Source organism: Mediterraneibacter flintii (genome assembly GCF_055387595.1).
In genome coordinates, this window is the sequence record NZ_AP031405.1 from 1,803,146 (window position 1) to 1,824,730 (window position 21,585).

The 21,585-nt window shown below is 44.2% G+C and carries 20 protein-coding genes; 19 read left to right on the forward strand and 1 reads right to left on the reverse strand.

From position 1 onward, the window contains the following. The first annotated feature begins 4 nt into the window (after positions 1-4). From ACZ5C4_RS08500 to ACZ5C4_RS08515, 4 genes are all read left to right on the forward strand, one after another. Positions 5-1,819: an ABC-F family ATP-binding cassette domain-containing protein gene (locus ACZ5C4_RS08500; protein ID WP_464520631.1), complete on the forward strand. Its 1,815-nt coding sequence runs from the start codon at positions 5-7 to the stop codon at positions 1,817-1,819. A gap of 120 nt (positions 1,820-1,939) precedes the next feature. Continuing rightward, complete coding sequence (ilvN, locus tag ACZ5C4_RS08505; RefSeq protein ID WP_186874684.1) at positions 1,940-2,440, forward strand: acetolactate synthase small subunit; 501 nt, start codon at positions 1,940-1,942, stop codon at positions 2,438-2,440. Positions 2,441-2,542: 102 nt separating this feature from the next. Next, positions 2,543-3,562, forward strand: coding sequence for a ketol-acid reductoisomerase (gene ilvC / locus ACZ5C4_RS08510; protein WP_464520632.1), 1,020 nt, complete (start codon positions 2,543-2,545; stop codon positions 3,560-3,562). Positions 3,563-3,782: 220 nt separating this feature from the next. Beyond that, on the forward strand, positions 3,783-5,141 hold the full coding sequence (locus ACZ5C4_RS08515) for an MATE family efflux transporter (RefSeq protein WP_330604842.1): 1,359 nt from the start codon (positions 3,783-3,785) through the stop codon (positions 5,139-5,141). 47 nt (positions 5,142-5,188) lie between these two features. Here the strand turns inward: ACZ5C4_RS08515 and rpsT are convergent, their stop codons facing one another. Then, complete coding sequence (gene rpsT / locus ACZ5C4_RS08520; RefSeq protein WP_117975538.1) at positions 5,189-5,452, reverse strand: 30S ribosomal protein S20; 264 nt, start codon at positions 5,450-5,452, stop codon at positions 5,189-5,191. A 257-nt stretch (positions 5,453-5,709) separates the two neighbouring features. Here rpsT and gpr point away from each other — a divergent pair, with 257 nt between their 5' ends. The 15 genes from gpr to rpsO all read left to right on the forward strand — a co-directional run bounded on the left by gpr (position 5,710) and on the right by rpsO (position 21,373). Next, complete coding sequence (gene gpr, locus ACZ5C4_RS08525; protein WP_186874682.1) at positions 5,710-6,687, forward strand: GPR endopeptidase; 978 nt, start codon at positions 5,710-5,712, stop codon at positions 6,685-6,687. A 57-nt stretch (positions 6,688-6,744) separates the two neighbouring features. Beyond that, the gene (locus ACZ5C4_RS08530) at positions 6,745-6,897 is read left to right on the forward strand and encodes a hypothetical protein (protein WP_464520633.1); all 153 of its coding nucleotides are present in this window, start codon (positions 6,745-6,747) and stop codon (positions 6,895-6,897) included. 62 nt (positions 6,898-6,959) lie between these two features. After that, positions 6,960-8,075, forward strand: a complete 1,116-nt coding sequence (gene spoIIP, locus ACZ5C4_RS08535) for a stage II sporulation protein P (protein WP_464522323.1) — start codon at positions 6,960-6,962, stop codon at positions 8,073-8,075. A 95-nt stretch (positions 8,076-8,170) separates the two neighbouring features. Next, positions 8,171-10,093: a DNA gyrase/topoisomerase IV subunit B gene (locus tag ACZ5C4_RS08540; protein ID WP_464520634.1), complete on the forward strand. Its 1,923-nt coding sequence runs from the start codon at positions 8,171-8,173 to the stop codon at positions 10,091-10,093. Between the two features lie 42 nt (positions 10,094-10,135). Next, complete coding sequence (locus tag ACZ5C4_RS08545) at positions 10,136-12,379, forward strand: DNA gyrase/topoisomerase IV subunit A (RefSeq protein WP_464520635.1); 2,244 nt, start codon at positions 10,136-10,138, stop codon at positions 12,377-12,379. Between the two features lie 187 nt (positions 12,380-12,566). Continuing rightward, the gene (gene rimP, locus ACZ5C4_RS08550; protein WP_186874676.1) at positions 12,567-13,034 is read left to right on the forward strand and encodes a ribosome maturation factor RimP; all 468 of its coding nucleotides are present in this window, start codon (positions 12,567-12,569) and stop codon (positions 13,032-13,034) included. Positions 13,035-13,053: 19 nt separating this feature from the next. After that, positions 13,054-14,253 carry a transcription termination factor NusA gene (gene nusA, locus ACZ5C4_RS08555; RefSeq protein WP_186874675.1) on the forward strand — a complete coding sequence of 400 codons (1,200 nt, stop codon included), beginning with the start codon at positions 13,054-13,056 and terminating at the stop codon, positions 14,251-14,253. 20 nt (positions 14,254-14,273) lie between these two features. Then, on the forward strand, positions 14,274-14,552 hold the full coding sequence (rnpM, locus tag ACZ5C4_RS08560; protein WP_186874674.1) for an RNase P modulator RnpM: 279 nt from the start codon (positions 14,274-14,276) through the stop codon (positions 14,550-14,552). Further along, entirely contained in the window at positions 14,539-14,859 is a 321-nt protein-coding gene (locus tag ACZ5C4_RS08565; protein ID WP_186875758.1) for a L7Ae/L30e/S12e/Gadd45 family ribosomal protein, read from the forward strand. The genes rnpM and ACZ5C4_RS08565 overlap by 14 nt, the downstream gene beginning before the upstream one ends. 15 nt (positions 14,860-14,874) lie before the next feature. Beyond that, positions 14,875-17,706 (forward strand): translation initiation factor IF-2, encoded by a 2,832-nt coding sequence (gene infB, locus ACZ5C4_RS08570; protein WP_464520636.1) that lies wholly within the window; start codon positions 14,875-14,877, stop codon positions 17,704-17,706. A 40-nt stretch (positions 17,707-17,746) separates the two neighbouring features. Further along, positions 17,747-18,115, forward strand: coding sequence for a 30S ribosome-binding factor RbfA (gene rbfA, locus ACZ5C4_RS08575; protein ID WP_464520637.1), 369 nt, complete (start codon positions 17,747-17,749; stop codon positions 18,113-18,115). 12 nt (positions 18,116-18,127) lie between these two features. Then, positions 18,128-19,102 carry a DHH family phosphoesterase gene (locus ACZ5C4_RS08580; RefSeq protein WP_464520638.1) on the forward strand — a complete coding sequence of 325 codons (975 nt, stop codon included), beginning with the start codon at positions 18,128-18,130 and terminating at the stop codon, positions 19,100-19,102. Continuing rightward, the gene (truB, locus tag ACZ5C4_RS08585) at positions 19,099-20,019 is read left to right on the forward strand and encodes a tRNA pseudouridine(55) synthase TruB (protein ID WP_464520639.1); all 921 of its coding nucleotides are present in this window, start codon (positions 19,099-19,101) and stop codon (positions 20,017-20,019) included. Before ACZ5C4_RS08580 ends, truB begins: the two co-directional genes overlap by 4 nt. A 5-nt stretch (positions 20,020-20,024) precedes the next feature. After that, a complete protein-coding gene (locus ACZ5C4_RS08590) occupies positions 20,025-20,963 on the forward strand; it encodes a bifunctional riboflavin kinase/FAD synthetase (protein WP_464520640.1) in 939 nt (312 codons plus the stop codon). Positions 20,964-21,106: 143 nt separating this feature from the next. Next, positions 21,107-21,373, forward strand: a complete 267-nt coding sequence (gene rpsO, locus ACZ5C4_RS08595; protein ID WP_186874668.1) for a 30S ribosomal protein S15 — start codon at positions 21,107-21,109, stop codon at positions 21,371-21,373. Positions 21,374-21,585 lie beyond the last annotated feature (212 nt).

Genomic DNA, 21,585 nt, shown 5'->3' on the forward strand with positions numbered 1-21,585 from the left:
GTCTATGAATATTTTAAATATAGAACACATCAGCAAAATATATGGCGAAAAATGTATTTTGGACGACGTCTCCTATGGAATCCAAGAGGGGGACAAGATTGGAATCATTGGGATTAACGGAACTGGGAAAACTACTTTTTTAAAAATTATCGCTGGATTAGAGACGGCAGATGCAGGGCAGGTTGTCACGAAAAATGGAGTTCAGATTGCCTATCTTCCTCAAAATCCGGTCTTTACAAAGGAAGAGACGGTACTATCGTATGTGATGGCAGGAAAAATACAAAAGGAAGAATGGAAAATGGCCAGTGAAGCAAAGCGTATCTTGAACCGCCTTGGGCTTTTGGAACATGGGGCAGATGTACAGCAGCTTTCCGGCGGTCAGAAAAAGCGTGCCGCCCTTGCAAGAACTCTGATAAATCCGGCGGAAATACTGATTCTGGATGAGCCGACGAACCATTTGGACAATGAAATGGTGGTGTGGCTGGAGGAGTATCTGAACCGGTTTAAGGGAAGCGTTATTATGGTAACGCATGATCGGTATTTTTTGGATAGGGTGACAAACCGAATTTTAGAAATCAGCCATGGAAAACTTTTTGAATACGAAGCAAATTACTCAAGATTTCTGGAGCTGAAGGCATTAAGAGAAGAAATGGAGGCCGCTTCACAGAGGAAGAGAAACAGCATATTGCGGGCGGAAATAGAATGGGCGAAGCGCGGCTGCCGCGCACGAAGTACAAAACAAAAGGCAAGGCTTTTAAGGCTTAAGGAACTAAAAAATCAGGCGGATCCAAATCAGGATAGGACAGTGGAGATAGAGGCTGTACAAAGCCGGATGGGAAAAAAGACAATCGAACTGTCCCATATCTACAAAGGATATAAAGAGAAGCCGCTTCTTACGGATTTTAGCTATATTGTGTTGAAAAATCAAAGACTTGGAATTATAGGAGAGAATGGATGCGGTAAGTCTACTCTGATGAAGCTTCTGGCAGGAGAATTAGAACCAGACAGAGGGACAATTGAGATTGGAGAGACAGTAAAGATAGGATATTTTGCACAGGAGACACCGCAGATGGACACAACACAGAGAGTGATCGATTCCATTCGAGAGGTAGGCGAATATGTTCCGGTAAAAGAGGGAAAGATATCGGCGTCTCAAATGCTGGAGCGTTTTCTGTTTGATGCTGCCCTACAGTATACTCCTGTATCGAAATTGTCAGGAGGGGAGAAACGTCGGTTGTACTTATTGAAGGTTTTAATGAGTGCTCCGAATGTTTTGCTGTTAGATGAGCCGACGAATGATTTGGACATTCCTACACTTCACATACTAGAAGAGTATCTGGATTCTTTTGCGGGCATTGTCATTGCAGTTTCCCATGACCGGTATTTTTTGGATACCATTGCAGACCGGATATTTGCTTTTGAAGGAAACGGCAGGCTTGTGCAATATGAGGGTGGATATACGGACTATCTGGAGGCGAAGCAGGCAAAAGAGGGAGAGAAAGCACCAAGAGAACCAAAAGAGAAAAAAGGAGAAAAGGACAAGAAGCAGACATGGAAGAAAAATCAGCCGGCAAAGCTTAAATTTTCTTATCAGGAGCAGAGAGAATATGCGTGTATTGATGAGGAGATTGAGAAACTAGAAAATACGATACAGAGCTTAGAGGAAGAGGTGCTTAAGAATGCGACGAATTCCGCGCGTCTGTATGAGATTATGAAAGAAAAGGAACAAGTAGAAAAGCAGCTGGAAGAAAAAACAGAACGGTGGATATATTTAAATGAACTCGCAGAACAGATAGAACAGCAGAAGATGGAAAGATAAGAAATATTTATGATCGGATTCTCTTGACAAAAGAAGAAGCAGTTGTTAATATTATAGAAAACAGAACGCACTCTGTTTTTCCTTTTGAAAGTCAGAGCAATCAGGAAAGTGAGGAAGTAAATGAGAAAACAGGTCTATTCATTATTGGTTGACAATAATCCTGGCGTGTTAAGCCGGATTGCAGGTCTGTTCAGTAGAAGGGGATACAGTATCGACAGTATCACCGCAGGGATGACAGCAGACCCAAGATTTACAAGGATTACTGTGGTTGCTTCGGGGGATGAACGGATTCTTTCACAGATTGAAAAGCAGGTTAGAAAACTGGAGGATGTAATCGAGATCAAGCTTCTAAAAGACGGAGAATCTGTATATCGGGAATTGATTATGGTAAAGCTTCGCGCCAATGCTGCACAGAGAGGCGAGATTATTTCAGTGGCAGACATTTTTCGGGCGAAAATTGTAGATGTGGAAGAAGAATCTCTGATGATCGAGCTTACGGGAAATCAATCAAAATTAGAGGCGTTTTTAAATCTACTCAAGGATTATGAGATTTTGGAGCTGGCAAGGACTGGGATTACCGGTCTGTCCAGGGGCAGCAAGGATGTTACATATATCGATTGAGCTTTGCAGTACAAAGGAAAGCTAAGGGGATTGCCCTTAACTATATATTTTTAGAAAACACGGCATGAAGATGCCGAAGTGAAAATTTAGGAGGAATGAAAAATGGCAGCTAAAATTTATTATCAGGAGGATTGTAATCTTTCTCTGCTCGAGGGAAAAACAATCGCAATCATCGGTTACGGAAGTCAGGGACATGCACATGCACTGAACTTAAAAGAGTCTGGATGCAACGTAATTATCGGACTTTACGAGGGAAGTCGTTCCTGGAAAAAAGCAGAAGAACAGGGCTTTGAAGTATTTACTGCAGCAGATGCAGCAAAAAAAGCGGACATCATTATGATTCTGATCAATGATGAAAAACAGGCTGCTCTTTATAAAAAGGATATTGAACCGAATCTGGAAGAAGGCAATATGCTGATGTTTGCACATGGATTTAACATTCATTTCGGACAGATTGTACCGCCGGCAAATGTAGACGTGACAATGATTGCCCCGAAGGCTCCGGGACATACAGTAAGAAGCGAATATCAGGCAGGAAAAGGAACTCCTTGTCTGGTGGCTGTTTATCAGGATGCTACAGGAAAGGCGCTTGACAAAGCACTTGCATATGGTCTTGCAATCGGCGGTGCGAGAGCAGGTATCTTAGAGACTACATTCAGAACAGAGACAGAGACAGATCTTTTTGGAGAACAGGCTGTACTGTGCGGCGGCGTGTGTGCATTGATGCAGGCGGGATTTGAAACATTGACAGAGGCAGGCTATGACGCAAGAAACGCATACTTTGAATGTATCCATGAAATGAAGCTGATCGTAGACTTGATTTATCAGTCTGGATTTGCAGGAATGAGATATTCTATCTCTAATACAGCGGAATACGGCGATTACATCACAGGACCGAAAATTATCACAGATGAGACGAAGAAAGCTATGAAACAGATCTTAAAAGATATTCAGGATGGATCTTTTGCAAAAGAATTCCTGTTGGATATGTCAGAGGCAGGAGGACAGGCACACTTCAGAGCAATGAGAAAGCTTGCATCTGAGCATCCTGCAGAGAAGATTGGCGAAGAGATCAGAAGCCTTTACAGCTGGAGTGATGAGGATAAGCTGATCAACAACTAAGATTTTTTTGATAGTCAGACATGGAGAAGTAAAGAGTCAGCCGGGATCGGCAAAAGGAAGAATACACATATCATGCCCGTGTTGATATGTGTATTCTTTTTGCACGATAAGCCCGTCAGGCAGCCGCCATGCTTGCATAAGCGGATATTTGACGGGCAAGTACAGAGAATGGCTTTGTGTGAGCTGCACTGCATCGCGGTGGATAGGGGAAGGAGAAAGTGTGGAGAGTAGAAACGATTTCAGCAAAGGAAATATAGCGAAGAATATTCTAAGCCTGGCACTGCCGATGACACTGGCGCAGCTGATCAATGTGCTTTACAGCATTGTAGATCGCATTTATATCGGGCATATTCCTCATACCTCTGCGGAGGCACTGACGGGAATCGGGCTGGCGCTTCCTATCATCACAATTATTACGGCATTTGCAAATTTATTTGGAATGGGAGGGGCGCCTCTTTGTTCTATTGCACGCGGGGGACATGAAGAAAAGAAAGCACAGTGCATTATGGGAAATTCCTTTTCTATGCTGCTTTTATGCGGGAGTATTCTGATGCTGGGCTGCCTGGCGTTTAAGAGACCGCTTCTGTATCTGTTCGGAGCCAGTGATGCCACATTTCCATATGCAGATGCCTATCTGACGATCTATCTGTTTGGAACCATATTTGTTATGATAAGTCTGGGAATGAATAACTTTATAAACTCTCAGGGGTTTGGCAGGATAGGGATGCTCACAGTTTTATTAGGGGCAGTGCTGAATATCATTCTGGATCCGATTCTGATTTTCGGATTCCATATGGGAGTAAGAGGAGCCGCCGTCGCTACAGTTATTTCGCAGGGGGCGTCTGCTCTGTGGGTGCTTAAATTCCTTACAGGGGAAAAAGCGATATTGAAGCTGAATAAGGAAGCTATGCGTCTGAATCTGAAGCTAATCCGAGAGATCGTTTTACTTGGAATGGCGGGATTTATCATGTACATAACAAATGGAACTGTACAGATTGTATGTAATGCAATGCTTTCTCGATATGGGGGAGATGCCTATGTAGGAATTATGACAGTCATCAATTCGGTGAGGGAAATTATCACGATGCCGGTAACGGGCTTGACTTCAGGGGCGCAGCCGGTGATCGGATACAATTATGGGGCAAAGTGCTATGCACGTGTAAAAGCTGCTGTCAAATTTATGGCGGGGAGCTGTATGATATTTACTGTGCTGATGTGGGCAGTTCTTTTCTTTGAACCCCGCTTTTTCCTGCAATTGTTTACAAGTGAACCAGAGCTGATTCAGAAAGGAATTCCGGCTATGCGGATTTATTTCTGCGGAATATTTATGATGGCGCTTCAATTTTCCGGACAGTCTACTTATCAGGCACTCAATCTCCCCAAACCGGCAATTTTCTTTTCTCTGTTCCGGAAAATCGTTATTGTGGTGCCGCTTACAATTCTACTTCCTATGATAGGAAATTTAGGGACGAATGGAGTATTTTTAGCGGAACCGATTTCAAACGCTGTAGGCGGTACGGCATCCTTTGTCACTATGCTGATTATGGTATGGCCTACACTAAAAAAGACATCCGCCTGACGGAAGCGGATGTCTTTTTTCTTTTTTATTTTCTCTATACCAGACAATTAAGCAATTGTATTTACAGCCTTTGATAAACGAGAAATCTTTCTGGAAACAGTTTTTTTGTGATAAACACCTTTGCTTCCGGCTTTTGAGATTTCAACGATAGCTGCATGCAGCGCAGTTTTTGCAGCCTCTGCGTCTTTCGCAGCGATGGCAGCTTCTACTTTTTTCACAGCAGTTTTCACTTTTGATTTGATTGCTTTGTTTCTTGCAGCCTTTGTCTCATTCACTAAAATTCTTTTCTTAGCAGATTTAATGTTAGCCAATCTGTACACCTCCAAATATGCGAAATTTCAAATGTAATCTTAGTATTCCATTGGACTCGGACACGGACGTTCCAATGGAACATACTCATTCATTTTATGCCAAGTATTGGGGCTTGTCAATACATATTTATGAAAAATACGGTAAAACTAGTAACAGTTCAGCCCGCGTCATTCGTAAAACCGCACTGCGTGCTTATTGTGGCTGCCGCCGCCGTTTTACTCATTGACGCGAACAATCAGTAAAGTGAGGATGGAGTATGTTGGATAAGTATAGTATTCGGACAGACCTTGCATTGGAGGAGAAAGAACGGTTTGAATCGGATAATGTAGAAGTACAGGGAGTAATACTGGAGGAGCACTATGACGAAGAAAAGGAGATCCGGGTGACAAGAGTACGGATCGAGACAGAAAAAGGAGCAAAAGTGATGGGAAAACCAGTAGGCACGTACCTGACCTTAGAGGCCCCCAATCTGTCTGTTCCGGATGAAGATTATCACAGAGAAGTTTCCGAGGAATTGGCAAAATATATCCAGGAATTAATTGAAACGAATAAGTTCAACAAGAAAGACGTCTCTATACTGGTAGTGGGGCTTGGGAACCGGCAGGTAACACCGGATGCGCTCGGCCCTAACGTCGTCGATCATTTGACTGTAACCAGGCATATTGTAAAAGAATATGGAAAATACGCGATGGGTATGGAGCATGCAGATATGCTAAGCGCGATTGTGCCGGGCGTTATGGGACAGACAGGAATGGAGACAGTGGAAATTGTGCGCGGTGTAGTGCAGGAGACAAAACCAGATTTGATTATTGCGGTAGACGCTTTGGCGGCCCGCAACAGTAAAAGACTGAATCGTACCATTCAGATTGCAGATACGGGAATTCATCCCGGCACAGGAGTGGGCAACAACCGAAGCGGTTTGAACAAAGAATCTTTGGGAATACCGGTTATCGGGATCGGAGTCCCAACGGTGGTGGACGCGGCGACGATTGTAAATGACACGATGGAAAATTTTATAACGGCGCTGGAAAGCTCCAAGACGCTGAAAAAAGCAGGGGAAGTATTGCGCTCCTATACTGCGGGTGAAAAATATGAGCTTGTAAAAGAATTGATTGCGCCGCACTTGAATGGGATGTTTGTAACACCGAAGGATGTAGATGAAATGGTAAATCAGATAAGCTATACGATTTCAGAGGCATTGAATATATTGTTTGTAAAAAGAGAAGAGGCATAATCCGTAAAATCAATCATACAATGTAAGAAAGGGTCTGACCGACAGGAAAGGACTTTTATGTGCAAAACAAAAACGGTTGTATTTAGCAGCCGTACTCTGACGGCAGCCTGCACACTGCGTGCAAGTGGAAAATGGCTGCTGACACAGCCGCGCTTCGGCGCGAGAATGTGTTTTGCACATTCTTTTTATAGAGGAGAGAATAAAGATTGAATTATATAAAACAGAGACGTTTTAAAGGAGCGTTTTTTGTCTTTTGTATTGTGGGAACCTGTATGATTTGTCTGTTTGGAAAAACAGCGGCAAAAGAGTTCGGATATGAGATGCAGGGAAGCCTGGTACAACGTGCAGAAGAAATGTACATGCCGGGAATGGCTTATCTGGATGAAAAGCCAGAGCAGGGAATTGGTGAATGGATTATGCGTAAGGCATATGTCTGGCTGCCGGTCGTGCCGTATGTAGAGGAAAAGAGAACATATGAGGCGACAATGGAGGATGAAGAGACAATCGCCAAGATTTTAGAAAGTCAGGCGAATGACGAGCATGCAGTAGACGAGAACGGAAAGCTGATTGGGGAGGCAGATACGACAGAGACACAGAATACACAGCCGGTGTCCTCCTCGATCGATATGTCTATAGAAAAGCTAAGAGACTTTGACTATCTTCTGAGTAATTTTTATACGGTGGACAGCTCTACTATGATAGGTCCGGAGCAGCTAAATGCGGACGACCTGCTTGGACGCAGCATGAAGATCGATACCAGCACGGGAGGGCCGAAGGTTTTGATTTTCCATACACATTCCCAGGAGGAATTTATAGATTCTACGCCGGGGGATACGAGTACAAGTATTGTAGGAGTGGGAGAGTATCTGACCAAGCTTTTAAACAGCAAAGGAATTGAGACGATTCACGATACGGGGGTATACGATATTATCAACGGACAGCTTGACAGAAGCAATGCCTATGAAAATGCAGAGGCCTCCATCCGTCCGATTTTAGAAGCAAACCCTACGATAGAGGTTGTGATTGATCTGCACAGAGACGGGGTGGCGGACGATACACATTTGGTGACAGAAGTAAATGGAAAGCAGACGGCAAAGATTATGTTTTTTAACGGACTGAGCAGGACACGCACAAACGGAGATATTGATTATCTGTATAACCCTTATATACAAGATAATCTCGCCTTTTCGCTGCAGATGCAGCTGGCATGTGAAAGCTCCTATCCGGGATTCGCCAGACATATCTATCTGCGCGGATACCGGTACAATCTGCATTTGGTACCGAAATCACTCTTAATTGAGGCGGGAGCACAGACGAATACGGTTGAGGAAATGATGAATGCAATGGAAGTGCTGGCGGACACGCTGCAGCAGGTACTTGTGGAATAAAAATAATTTGAAAAGCCCTATCTTATGTGCTAGAATTAACCAATAGCGCGGGTGTGTATACCGTGGACAGGTGTAAAAGAAGTAGGAGAGTAAGTATGGGAAATCAGAATACATATGATGCGGACAGTATTTCGGTACTAGAAGGCTTAGAGGCAGTCCGGAAGAGGCCGGGAATGTACATTGGAAGTGTTTCAACAAAGGGTCTGAATCATTTGATTTATGAGATTGTAGACAATGCGGTGGATGAGCATCTGGCCGGATTTTGTTCAAAGATTGATGTGACGCTGGAAAAAGACGGCTCCGCAACGATTGCTGACAACGGGCGGGGGGTTCCTGTCGATATGCATCAGAAGGGAGTTTCTGCCGCACGTCTTGTCTATACAACGCTGCACGCAGGCGGAAAGTTTGACGACTCTGCCTATAAGACAAGCGGAGGCCTGCATGGGGTAGGATCTTCCGTAGTAAATGCATTGTCAGTCTATATGGATGTGAAGATAAGCAGGGACGGATATGTTCATCACGACAGATATGAAAGAGGAATTCCGGTTATAGAACTGGAGGACGGGCTTCTTCCTAAGATTGGGAAAACGCGGAAAACAGGGACAGAAGTAAATTTTCTGCCAGATGACGAAATATTTGAAAAAACATGGTTTCGGGCGGAGGAGGTAAAAAGTCGTCTGCATGAGACTGCCTATCTGAATCCAGAATTGACGATCACATTCGAGGACAAGCGGTCAGAAAAGACAGAGAAGATACTATACCATGAACCAGACGGGATTGTTGGATATATCCAAGATTTAAATAAGAAAAAGGAAACGCTGCACGCTCCGATTTATTTTAAAGGAGAGGCAGAAGGAATAGAGGTAGAAGCGGCGATTCAGTATGTCAATGAGTTCCATGAAAATGTACTTGGGTTCTGTAATAACATATACAATGCGGAAGGCGGTACACATCTGACCGGGTTTAAGACAACCTTTACTTCCGTTATGAATCAATATGCCAGAGAGCTTGGAATTTTGAAGGAGAAGGATGCGAATTTTACAGGGGCGGACATACGAAACGGAATGACCGCAATTGTCTCTATCAAGCATCCAGATCCGCGGTTTGAAGGGCAGACAAAGACAAAGCTGGACAATCCGGACGCGGCAAGAGCAGCAGGGAAGGTAACCGGAGACGAGATAGTGCTGTATTTTGACCGGAACTTAGAGGTGCTGAAAAAGGTACTTTCCAGTGCGGAGAAGGCAGCGAAGATTCGAAAGACCGAGGAAAAGGCAAAGACAAATCTTTTGTCAAAGCAGAAGTATTCCTTTGACAGTAACGGAAAGCTTGCCAATTGCGAGAGTAGAGATCCAAAAAAATGTGAAATTTTTATTGTGGAGGGAGATTCCGCAGGCGGTTCAGCGAAAACAGCCAGAGACAGAAGCTTTCAGGCAATTCTGCCTATCCGCGGGAAGATTTTAAATGTAGAGAAGGCAAGTATTGACAAAATTTTGGCTAATGCAGAAATTAAGACAATGATTAACGCCTTTGGCTGTGGATTTTCCGAAGGCTATGGGAATGATTTTGATATTACAAAGCTTAAGTATGATAAAATTATTATCATGGCGGATGCAGATGTGGACGGTGCACATATTTCTACATTGCTTCTGACTTTGTTTTACAGGTTCATGCCAGAATTAATTTATGAAGGGCATGTCTATATTGCTATGCCTCCTCTTTATAAGGCGATGCCGAAGAAGGGAGAGGAAGAGTATTTATATGATGATAAGGCACTGGAGAAATACAGAAAGACCCATGACGGCAGTTTTACATTACAGCGTTATAAAGGGTTGGGAGAGATGGATGCGCAGCAGCTTTGGGAGACGACTCTGGATCCCCAGAGAAGGCTGTTAAAGCTGGTAGAAATTGAAGATGCAAGAATGGCCTCCAGTGTAACGGAAATGCTGATGGGAACGGAGGTGCCTCCAAGAAAAGCGTTTATATACGAAAATGCTACGGAGGCAGAGCTGGACATATAGAAAGAAGCAGTTTCTGTATTAAGGTGACAAGGAGAAGAGAAAATGAACAGTGAATCACAGATTATAAGAACTGAGTATTCAGACCTTATGAAAAAGTCATATATTGATTATGCCATGAGTGTGATCATTGCACGTGCGCTGCCAGATGTGAGAGACGGACTGAAACCGGTGCAAAGAAGGACACTCTATGATATGCACGAGCTGGGCATACGCTATGACAAACCGTACCGTAAATGTGCGCGTATTGTAGGAGACACGATGGGAAAATACCATCCGCATGGGGACAGTTCTATTTATGAGGCGCTGGTCGTCATGGCGCAGGAATTTAAAAAAGGTATGATCCTAGTGGACGGGCATGGAAATTTTGGCTCCATAGAGGGAGACGGTGCGGCGGCGATGCGTTACACAGAAGCCAGGCTTACAAAGTTTACCCAGGAAGTGTACCTGTCTGATTTAGATAAGGATGTCATTGACTTTGGCCCTAATTTTGATGAGACAGAGAAAGAGCCGACAGTGCTTCCGGTACGGATTCCAAATCTGCTTGTAAACGGTGCAGAAGGAATTGCAGTGGGGATGGCAACCAGCATTCCGACACATAATCTGGGCGAAGTGATTGACGCTGTAAAAGCATACATGAAAAATGATGAAATCAGCACAAAGCAGTTGATGAAATATATCAAAGGCCCAGATTTCCCGACAGGGGGAATTGTTGTCAATAAAGACGACTTGCTTCAGATCTATGAAACCGGTCAGGGGAAAATCAAAGTCCGCGGAAAAGTAGAGGTAGAAGAATTAAAAGGAGGAAAGAAGCAGCTCGTTATCACAGAAATTCCTTATACAATGATTGGAAGTGGAATCGGCAAGTTCTTAAACGACGTCGCTGCTTTGGTGGAGTCGAAAAAAGCGTCGGATATTGTGGATATTTCTAATCAGTCCTCCAAGGAAGGCATCCGGATTGTGCTGGAACTAAAAAAAGGAGCAGACGTCGAAAATTTAAAGAACATGCTTTATAAGAAAACCCGTCTGGAAGATACATTCGGCGTCAATATACTGGCTGTGGCGAACGGCAGACCGGAAACCCTGGGGCTAAAGGCGATCATTGATCATCATGTGGATTTTCAGTTTGAGCTGGCAACAAGAAAATATAAAACCCTGCTGGCCAGGGAAGAAGAAAAGCGGGAAGTCCAGGAAGGGCTTATCAAAGCATGCAATGTCATTGATTTGATTATCGAGATTTTGCGGGGAAGCAAATCTGTAAAGGACGCCAGGGAATGTCTGGTAAATGGTGTGACGGACAATATCAAATTTAAGTCCGGCATTTCTAAAAAGATGGCGGCACTGCTGCGCTTTACCCAGAGACAGGCGACGGCAATTCTGGAGATGCGCCTGTATAAATTGATAGGGCTGGAAATTGAAGCACTGCAAAAAGAACATGATCAGACTCTAAAAAATATTGCAAGGTTTGAAGACGTTTTGAACAATTATGATTCCATGGCGAACCTGATTATGGAAGAACTGGATTCTTATAAAAAGGAGTATGGAAGAAAGCGCCGTACAGCAGTAGAAAACGCAGAGGAAGCTGTCTTTGAAGAAAAGAAAATCGAAGAGCAGGAAGTTGTGTTTATGATGGATCGGTTCGGATATGCCAAGACGGTAGATGTCTCTGTGTATGAAAGAAATAAAGAAGCGGCGGACAGCGAGAATAGGTATATTGTGCACTGCATGAACACCGGCAAAATCTGTATGTTTACGGATACCGGCAGGATGCACCAGGTCAAAGTACTGGATCTTCCCTATGGAAGATTCCGCGACAAGGGAACACCAATTGACAATGTGAGCAATTATTCCAGCAGTGAAGAACAAATAGTTATGGTGTGTGATGCAGAGCAGATGCGTTTTGCCAGGTTACTGTTTGCGACCAGGCAGGGAATGATAAAAAGGGTAGACGGAAGCGAATTTCAAGTGGCGAAGCGAACAATTGCAGCGACGAAGCTGCAGGATGGTGACAGGCTTCTTTCTGTCTGCGTTGTCAATGAGAATCAGAATATTGTCATGCAGACAAAAGGAGGGTATTTCCTCCGGTTTCCGGCAGGTGAGGTGCCAGAGAAGAAAAAAGGTGCTGTCGGCGTAAGAGGGATGAAGCTGCAAAAGAAAGACGAACTGGAACAGATATATGTGTTTGAAGAAGGGACAGAAGTAAAGGCTGTGTATAAAGAAAAGGAAATTGCTTTAAACAGGCTGAGACTCGCAAAAAGAGACGGAACCGGAACGAAAGCACGCGGCTAAAAGAGAAGGGTGACGAAATATAAAGAATTTCCTTGCAATTTAAAGTGATTAGTGTTATACTGCTATACAGTTACATAGGAAGCCGACAGAAGAGTGAACGAAAGTTCACTCTTCTTTATTGCCGGAGATTTTCCGGCAAAGCAGTCCTTTGAACAAGTAAGTATATACCAGAGAAAGGAAGTTTGGTGTGTCAAGAAGAGAAGAATATGAACAGAAAACAGAAGAGCTTCTAGAGCCGATTGTAAGAGAGAACGGATTCGAACTGGTGGATGTAGAATATGTAAAAGAAGCGGGGACATGGTATCTGCGCGCCTACATTGACAAACCTGGCGGAATTACAGTGGACGACTGTGAGACAGTCAGCAGAAAGTTTTCAGATATTCTCGATGAAAAAGATTACATCGAGGATTCATACATTTTTGAAGTGAGCTCTCCGGGACTTGGAAGGCCGTTGAAAAAGGAAAAGGATTTCAAGAGAAGTCTCGGTGAAGAAGTGGAAATCCGGACATATCGGGCAATAGAAAGACAGAAGGAATTTGTCGGGATTTTAAAGGAATACGACAAAGAAACTGTGACGATTGCTTATGAAGATGAGTCCACACAGACATTTAAGAAAAGTGAAATCGCGCTGATTCGTTTAGCTTTGGATTTTTAAATTTTAGGAGGAAATAAAAATGAATACAGAATTACTGGAAGCGTTGACGATTCTTGAGCAGGAAAAGAATATCAGCAAGGATACGATGATGGATGCCATAGAAAATTCATTGATCAGTGCCTGCAAAAATCATTTCGGCACAGCAGACAACATCAAAGTGATTATGGACAGGGAAACCTGTGATTATGCTGTCTATGCAGAGAAGGAAGTGGTGGAGGAAGTGATGGATCCGGCGCTGGAAATTAGTCTTGAGGAGGCGGAAAAAATAGATTCCTCTCTTCAGATTGGCGATGTGGCACAAATTCCGGTACAGTCAAAGGAATTCGGACGGATTGCGACACAGAATGCAAAAAACCTGATATTGCAGAAGATAAGAGAAGAAGAAAGAAAGGTTGTATTTGACCAGTACTTCGAGAAAGAGAAAGACATTGTGACAGGTATTGTACAGCGTTATGTAGGCAAAAATATCAGTATCAATCTGGGGCGGGCAGATGCGATGCTGACAGAGAACGAGCAGGTAAAAGGTGAGACATTCAAGCCAACAGAACGGATTAAGCTGTATGTGGTAGAAGTAAAGAATACGCCGAAGGGACCGAAGATCCTGGTTTCCCGTACACATCCGGAGTTGGTGAAGCGTCTGTTTGAGGCAGAGGTTGCAGAGGTAAGAGACGGTACGGTAGAGATAAAGAGTATTGCGCGTGAGGCAGGTTCACGTACCAAGATGGCAGTGTGGTCCAATGATGAGAACGTAGATCCGGTAGGAGCCTGTGTCGGCATGAACGGCGCGCGGGTAAATGCGGTTGTACAGGAGCTGCGGGGAGAGAAGATAGATATTATCAACTGGGATGAAAATCCGGCGCTTTTGATTGAGAACGCGCTAAGTCCGGCGAAAGTCATTTCTGTTATGGCAGACCCGGAGGAAAAGGTTGCAAGTGTTATCGTACCGGACTATCAGCTTTCTTTAGCTATCGGAAAAGAAGGACAAAACGCAAGGCTTGCTGCAAGGCTTACGGGATATAAGATTGATATTAAGAGTGAGACACAGGCAATTGAATCCGGTGAACTCCCGGAAGACTACATGGAACAGATGGGAATGATGGGAGAGGAAGGATATACCGGAGACTATGAGAATTATGAAGAAGACTATGAGGATTCTTATGAAAGTCCGGAAGAGTATGAAGAATATGAATTCGTGGAGACAGACGAGAGCGAAGCATAGAATTAACAGAGGTGACTTGTTTGGGAAATAAAAAGAAAATCCCCATGCGTAAATGTGTGGGATGTCAAGAGATGAAGCCGAAAAAAGAACTGATGCGGGTTCTACGGGACGAAAACGGGACGTTTTCTCTGGATATAACCGGAAGAAAAAATGGCAGAGGAGCGTACTTGTGTCTGTCACAGGAATGTTTTGAAAAGGCCGTAAAGACAAAAGGATTAGAACGTTCCTTTGGGCAGGCAATCCCTGCGGAGGTTTATGAAAAGCTGGAAAGGGAGATGGAAGGTATTGAGGCAAGATAAGATATTGTCCCTGATTGGGCTTGCAACGAAAGCGGGAAAGACTGCAAGCGGGGAATTCCTGACAGAAAGAGAGACCAAGACAAGAAAAGCGTTCTTGGTGATTGTCGCATCGGACGCATCTGATAATACGAAGAAAAAGTTTCGGGAAATGTGTAAATTTTATAAGGTTCCAATTTATTTTTACGGAGATAAAGATACCTTAGGGCATGCAATGGGAAAAGAATTCCGTGCATCTCTGGCGATATTGGACGAAGGATTTGCAAAAGGAATTCAGAAGGAATTAAAGACGAGAGAGGATATTGCATAAAGGAGGTAGTAATATATGTCAAAAATGAGGGTACATGAACTGGCAAAAGAGCTGGGAATGGACAATAAAGAGCTGATGGATATTCTGGAAAAAAAGAATATAGAGGTGAAAAGCCACATGAGCTCTCTGGAGGAAAATTTAGTGGAAGAAATTAAGAAGGAAGCAGGTAAGAAGGAACAGAAAAAAACAGAGGAAGCGGCCCCAAAGAAGAAGAACCTTGCTTTTGTAATTCGTCCGCAAAATTCTAAGAATGGAAGCAGAATACAGGGAAACAGAGCAGGTGTGAAAGGACAAAAACCGTCTGGAGGAGCACGACCGGCATCAAACGGACAGAGTGTGCGTACAGCAAGGCCGACTCCTGGAGTGCGGCCAGGTGGAAATACACCTCAGAACGGAAACCGTCCGGCGGGCAGTCTAGCGCAGGGAAATGCACGTCCAGCGGGAGCTGCTTTGCAGGGAACAGTGCGTCCGGCGGGAAATCCGGTGCAAGGAAGCACTCGTCCGGCAGGCAGCCCCCAGCAGGGAGCTGCGCGCCCGGCGGGAGATTCGGCACAGAGTGCGCGTCCGGCAGGAAACGTAAAGCAGGGAAATGTGCGCCCGTCTGCGCCTGTATCCTCGGAGAGTAACCGTCCGGCGGCTGGTACGCAGGGACAGAACCGTCCAAAGGGAAATACTGTACAGGGCGGAAACCGTTCTGCGAATCCAGTACAGCAAAACTCTCGTCCGGCAGGAAATGCACCGCGCAAGGATGTCCGGACAGGAGGAGCCGGACAGGAGAATCTCCGTTCGTCCAGACCTGGAAGAGATGGAAGAGATGGACGAAACAACGGCGGAAACCGTCGGTTTGACAATCAGAGTCAGCGCTCATCAAGAGGAGATTCCAAGAGAGAGGACAGAGATTCCTTGTCTATGCCAATCGTAGAACAGCCAAAAAGTCAGCGCAGCAAAGTAAAAGACAAAGAGAAAGACTACAAGAAAAAGGAATTAAGAGACGAGGCTTTTGAGAGTAAAGGCAAGAAGGGAAAGAAGCAGAAAAATACGGTTGAGGTGAAAAAGCCGCAGCCAAAACCGGTAGAGAAGAAGGAAGAAGAAATTAAGCAGATTGTCATTCCAGAGGTGCTTACGATCAAGGAGCTGGCAGACAAGATGAAGATCGTGCCTTCTGTCATTGTAAAGAAACTATTCTTACAGGGGAAAGTGGTCACAGTAAATCAAGAGATCGATTTCGAGACAGCAGAAGAGATTGCAATGGAATTTGAAGTGCTCTGTGAGAAAGAAGAAGTGGTCGATGTGATCGAAGAGCTGCTCAAAGAGGAGGAAGAAGATGAGAATATGATGGTGAAACGTCCTCCTGTCGTCTGCGTAATGGGGCATGTAGATCATGGTAAAACGTCGCTTCTTGATGCCATCCGCCATACGAATGTCATTGATCGTGAGGCCGGAGGAATTACACAGCATATCGGCGCTTATGTGGTAGAGGCAAATGGAGAGAAGATTACCTTTTTGGACACACCAGGACATGAAGCATTTACGGCAATGCGTATGCGAGGGGCAAATTCTACGGATATTGCTATCTTAGTAGTTGCGGCGGACGACGGTGTGATGCCGCAGACAATAGAGGCGATCAATCACGCAAAAGCGGCGGGGATTGAGATTATCGTTGCGATCAATAAGATAGATAAGCCAAGCGCGAATATAGAACGTGTAAAGCAGGAATTGACAGAATACGAACTGATTCCAGAGGACTGGGGCGGAAGCACTATTTTTGTTCCAGTATCAGCACATACAAAAGAAGGAATTCCGGAGCTTTTGGAAATGATTCTTCTGACAGCAGAGGTGATGGAATTAAAGGCAAATCCGGATCGTTTCGCGCGCGGGCTTGTGATTGAGGCAGAGCTGGATAAAGGGAAAGGCTCTGTGGCGACAGTTCTGGTTCAAAAGGGAACACTTCATGTCGGAGATGCTATCGCGGCGGGAAGCGCTCACGGAAGAGTACGTGCAATGATGGATGATAAAGGAAGGCGTGTAAAAGAGGCAGGGCCTTCCCAGCCAGTGGAGATTCTTGGTCTGAATGACGTGCCAAACGCCGGCGAAGTATTTGTCGGCTGTGAATCAGAAAAAGAGGCGCGAAGCTTTGCAGAGACATTTATCGCGCACAACAAAGTAAAACTTCTGGATGATACAAAATCCAAGATGTCCTTAGATGATCTGTTTACGCAGATTCAAGAGGGCAATCTAAAAGAATTGAATATTGTAGTAAAGGCAGATGTGCAGGGGTCTGTAGAAGCGATCAAGCAGAGTCTTCTCAAGCTTTCCAATGAGGAGGTTGTGATTAAGATTATCCATGGGGGCGTAGGTGCCATCAATGAATCGGATGTCATTTTAGCGTCCGCATCCAATGCGATCATCATCGGATTCAACGTGCGTCCAGACGCGACGGCAAAAGAGATTGCAGATCGCGAGGGTGTGGATTTGAGATTATACAGAGTCATCTACAATGCGATCGAAGATGTAGAGGCGGCAATGAAAGGGCTGCTGGATCCGGTATTTGAAGAGAAAATACTGGGACACGCGGAAGTACGTCAGACTTTCAAGGCATCTGGTGTGGGTACGATTGCCGGCGCATATGTCAAGGACGGTATATTCGAGAGAAATTGTTCTGTGCGTTTGATTCGCGATGGCATCGTAGTATTTGACGGGCCGCTTGCATCTTTGAAGAGATTCAAAGATGATGTAAAAGAGGTCAAAGCCGGATATGAGTGCGGTTTCGTATTTGAAAACTATAATGACATCAAGGAAGGCGACGAAGTAGAGGCATACAAGATGGTAGAGACAGAAAGAAAGTAAGGCCGGAGATAGAATTCGGCGGTGAAAAGGGGAGCTTATTATGAGGAAAAACAGTATCAAAAATACAAGAGTAAATGCGGAGGTACAAAGAGAATTAAGCAATATTATCCGCGGCGGAATCAAAGATCCCAGAGTGGCTCCGATGACTTCCGTCGTATCGGTGGAGGTAGCTCCGGATTTGAAAACATGCAAGGCTTATATCAGTGTGCTCGGAGATGAAAAAGCCCAGGAGGATACGATCAAGGGGCTGCAGAGTGCTGAACGGTATATCCGGCGTGAACTCGCGAGAACTATCAATATGAGAAATACGCCGGAAATTAAATTTATTGTGGATCAGTCTATTGAATATGGTGTAAATATCAGTCATAAAATAGATGAAGTAACCAAGAATTTAAAAGACGAGACTTAGGTGGTAGGAAGAATGGTATTAGCCGATTTGTTAAAAGGAAAGAGACGGATTGCATTAGGCGGTCATGTGAGACCGGACGGAGACTGTGTGGGCTCTACAATGGGACTGTATTTGTATCTAAAGGAACAGTATCCGGATATAGAAACAGATTTATATTTAGAAGAAGTTCCGCAGGCATTTCAAATCATTCATCATACAGAGGAAGTGAAGACAGAGCTTCCAGAAGCGGTACAATATGATTTGTTTATTTGTTTAGACTGCGGCGACATAAAACGTCTCGGATGTTTCAGTACGTTGTTTGAGCAGGCGGGGGAGACCGCCTGCATCGATCATCATATCAGTAATGAGGCGTTTGCCGATTATAATTATATTGTACCCGACGCAAGCTCGACATCAGAGCTTGTCTTTACCCTTCTGGAGGAGGAAAAGATAAGCCGAGAATGTGCAGAGGCGCTCTATATGGGGATTGCGCACGATACGGGAGTGTTTCAGTACTCCTGCACTTCTCCGGAGACGATGGAGATTGCAGCGAAGCTGCTGCGCAAAGGAATCGACGGGAACGAAATTATCGACAAGACCTATTATGAAAAGACATATGTGCAGAATCAAATACTCGGGAAAGCACTTTTAGAGAGTATGCTTATTTTGAATAAGCGCTGTATTGTCTCGGTGGTCACGATGAAGGACATGGAATTTTTCCAGGCAGCTCCCTCGGACTTAGAAGGAATCGTAAGCCAGCTGCGTCAGACAAAAGACTGTGAGGTGGCGTTGTTTTTGCATGAAATTTCTTTTCATACATTCAAGGTAAGCCTGCGCTCGAAAGGAACGGTAGATGTAAGTAAAATCGCGCAGTATTTCGGCGGAGGCGGCCATGTGAGGGCGGCAGGCTGTACACTAAAGGGAACTAGCCATGACGTGATCAACAACGTGAGCAGTCAGATTTTACTTCAGTTGAATCAGGAGAAAGTACAGGACAACGAGGAATGATAAATGGGATCTTAAACATATATAAAGAAAAAGGCTATACATCCCATGATGTGGTGGCAAAATTAAGAGGAATTACAAAGCAGAAAAAAATCGGGCACACAGGAACATTGGATCCGGATGCCCGGGGAGTTTTACCCGTATGTCTCGGAAAAGCGACAAAATTGTGCGGCATGCTGACGGAGAAAGACAAGATCTATGAATGTGTTCTGCTTTTAGGAATAGAAACAGATACACAGGATATATCTGGGAGTGTCCTTGTAAAGAAAGAGACGGCGGAACTGGAAGAAAAAGCGGTGAAGGATTGTATACATGGATTTATCGGAACATATAGTCAGGTTCCGCCTATGTATTCTGCTTTGAAGGTGAACGGGAAAAAATTATATGAGCTTGCCAGAGAAGGAAAGGAAGTAGAGCGTGCGCCTCGACAAGTACGGATTTATGATATTGAAATTCTTAAGATAGCGCTTCCAAGAGTGCGGATGCGGGTAAGCTGTTCAAAAGGAACGTATATTCGTACATTATGTCACGATATTGGTGCAAAGCTTAGATGCGGAGGCTGTATGGAAGAGCTGCTTCGCACAAAAGTAAGCTGTTTTAGAATAGAGGACAGCCACCCACTGGAGGAAATTCAACGATACGTCCAAAATGGGGCGCTTGACAAAGTACTGATTCCAATAGATGCTATGTTCTCCGAGCAAAAAAAGATCGTTTTAGAGAAAAAAGAGGCAAGGCTTGCCTATAATGGAAATGATTTTACGGTTAAGGCAGGAACAGACAGCATAGAGTGGCAAGCGCAGGAAGAAGTAAGGGTCTATGATGAAGAACAGCGTTTTATCGGAATGTATTATTATGACGGTGAAAAGAAATGCTTCCGTATCAGAAAAATGTTCTTAAGTCAGGAGGAACGGAAAGGATAAAGAGCATGCAATACATTACAGACATCCAGTCTTATCAGGGGAAGAAACGGACAGCGGTGACCCTGGGAAAGTTTGACGGCCTGCACAGAGGACATCAAAAGTTGATTGAGAAAATAAAAGAGTATGCAGAGAAAAACTGTGAGAGTGTTGTATTTGCATTTGACATGGGCAGGGACTGTCTTATGACAAATGAAGAACGCAGAAATAAACTGGAGGGGCAGATTGACTGCCTGATTACTTGTCCATTTACAGAAGAATTGCGCACAATGGAGGCAGAACGGTTTATACAGGAAATCCTGGTAAAAAAGCTACAGGTAAAGTATATTGCCGTAGGAGCCGATTTTCGTTTTGGATACGAGAAAAAGGGGGACGTCCGTATGCTGGCGTCTTTCGCTGCAGAGTACGGATACCAGTTAGAAGTGGTAGAGAAAGAAAGATATAAGGGCAGAGTGATCAGCAGCACGTATATCAAAGAAGCGCTTTCCCAGGGAGCAGTGGAGCTTGCAAATACACTCTTAGGTTACCGGTACGGTATGGCAGGTATTGTGGAGCATGGCAAGCAGCTTGGCAGGACGTTGGGGTTTCCGACTATGAATGTGGCTCCTGAAAAAGGAAAAGTTCTGCCGCGGTTTGGAGTGTATGCCTGTCGGATAAAGGTGGAGGGAATCTGGTATGAAGGGATTGGGAATGTAGGGGTGAAGCCTACTGTTTCTGATGAAAGGAGGCTTCTGACAGAAGTGTATGCGTTTGCATACCATGCAGATGCTTATGGAAAGAAGGCAGAGATTGAATTCTACACGTTTGAGCGCCCGGAGACGACGTTTTCTTCTGTAGAAGAGCTAAAAAAGCATGTAGAGCAGGATATTGCCTATGGAAAAGCAGTTTTTGAAGAGCAGAGAGAGGAAAGTCAAGAGGCAGAAGCCGGCGGGATAATAAATATGTAGAGGCATAAAATAAAAGGCTTTACACAGAAAAGGTCTTATGTTATACTAAGCAAGTATGAAATCAGCCGATGTTCGGTAACCGGAAAACTCCGGCCGTTACTTAATATCTGGCGGTTAAAAAGAAGTTTAAGGAGGAAGCAGACATGATTGCAAAAGAAAAGAAACAGGCGATTATCGCAGAGTATGGAAGAAGTGAAGGAGATACAGGATCTCCGGAGGTACAGATCGCAATTCTTACAGCAAGAATCAACGAACTGACAGAACACTTTAAAGCAAATCCAAAGGATCATCACTCAAGAAGAGGACTTTTAAAAATGGTAGGTCAGAGACGTGGTCTGCTCGCATATCTGAAAAAGATAGATATCGAGAGATACCGTAGCCTGATCGAAAGACTTGGATTAAGAAAATAATCGAGACAAAATACTGCCGTACAAAATAATTGGTATGGCAGTATTTTATTGCAAAAAAATGAAAGCTAGGTCAGTACAGTGATAAAATATACCCTTAAGTGGGCAAGATGAATAATTAAAATCTGCTTAAAGGGGAAGCCTATGTAAGGATGTTGCCGCGTCCGAGATTTCCAAAACATAGCATGAAATAAAGTGTTTAGAAGGAAACTAAA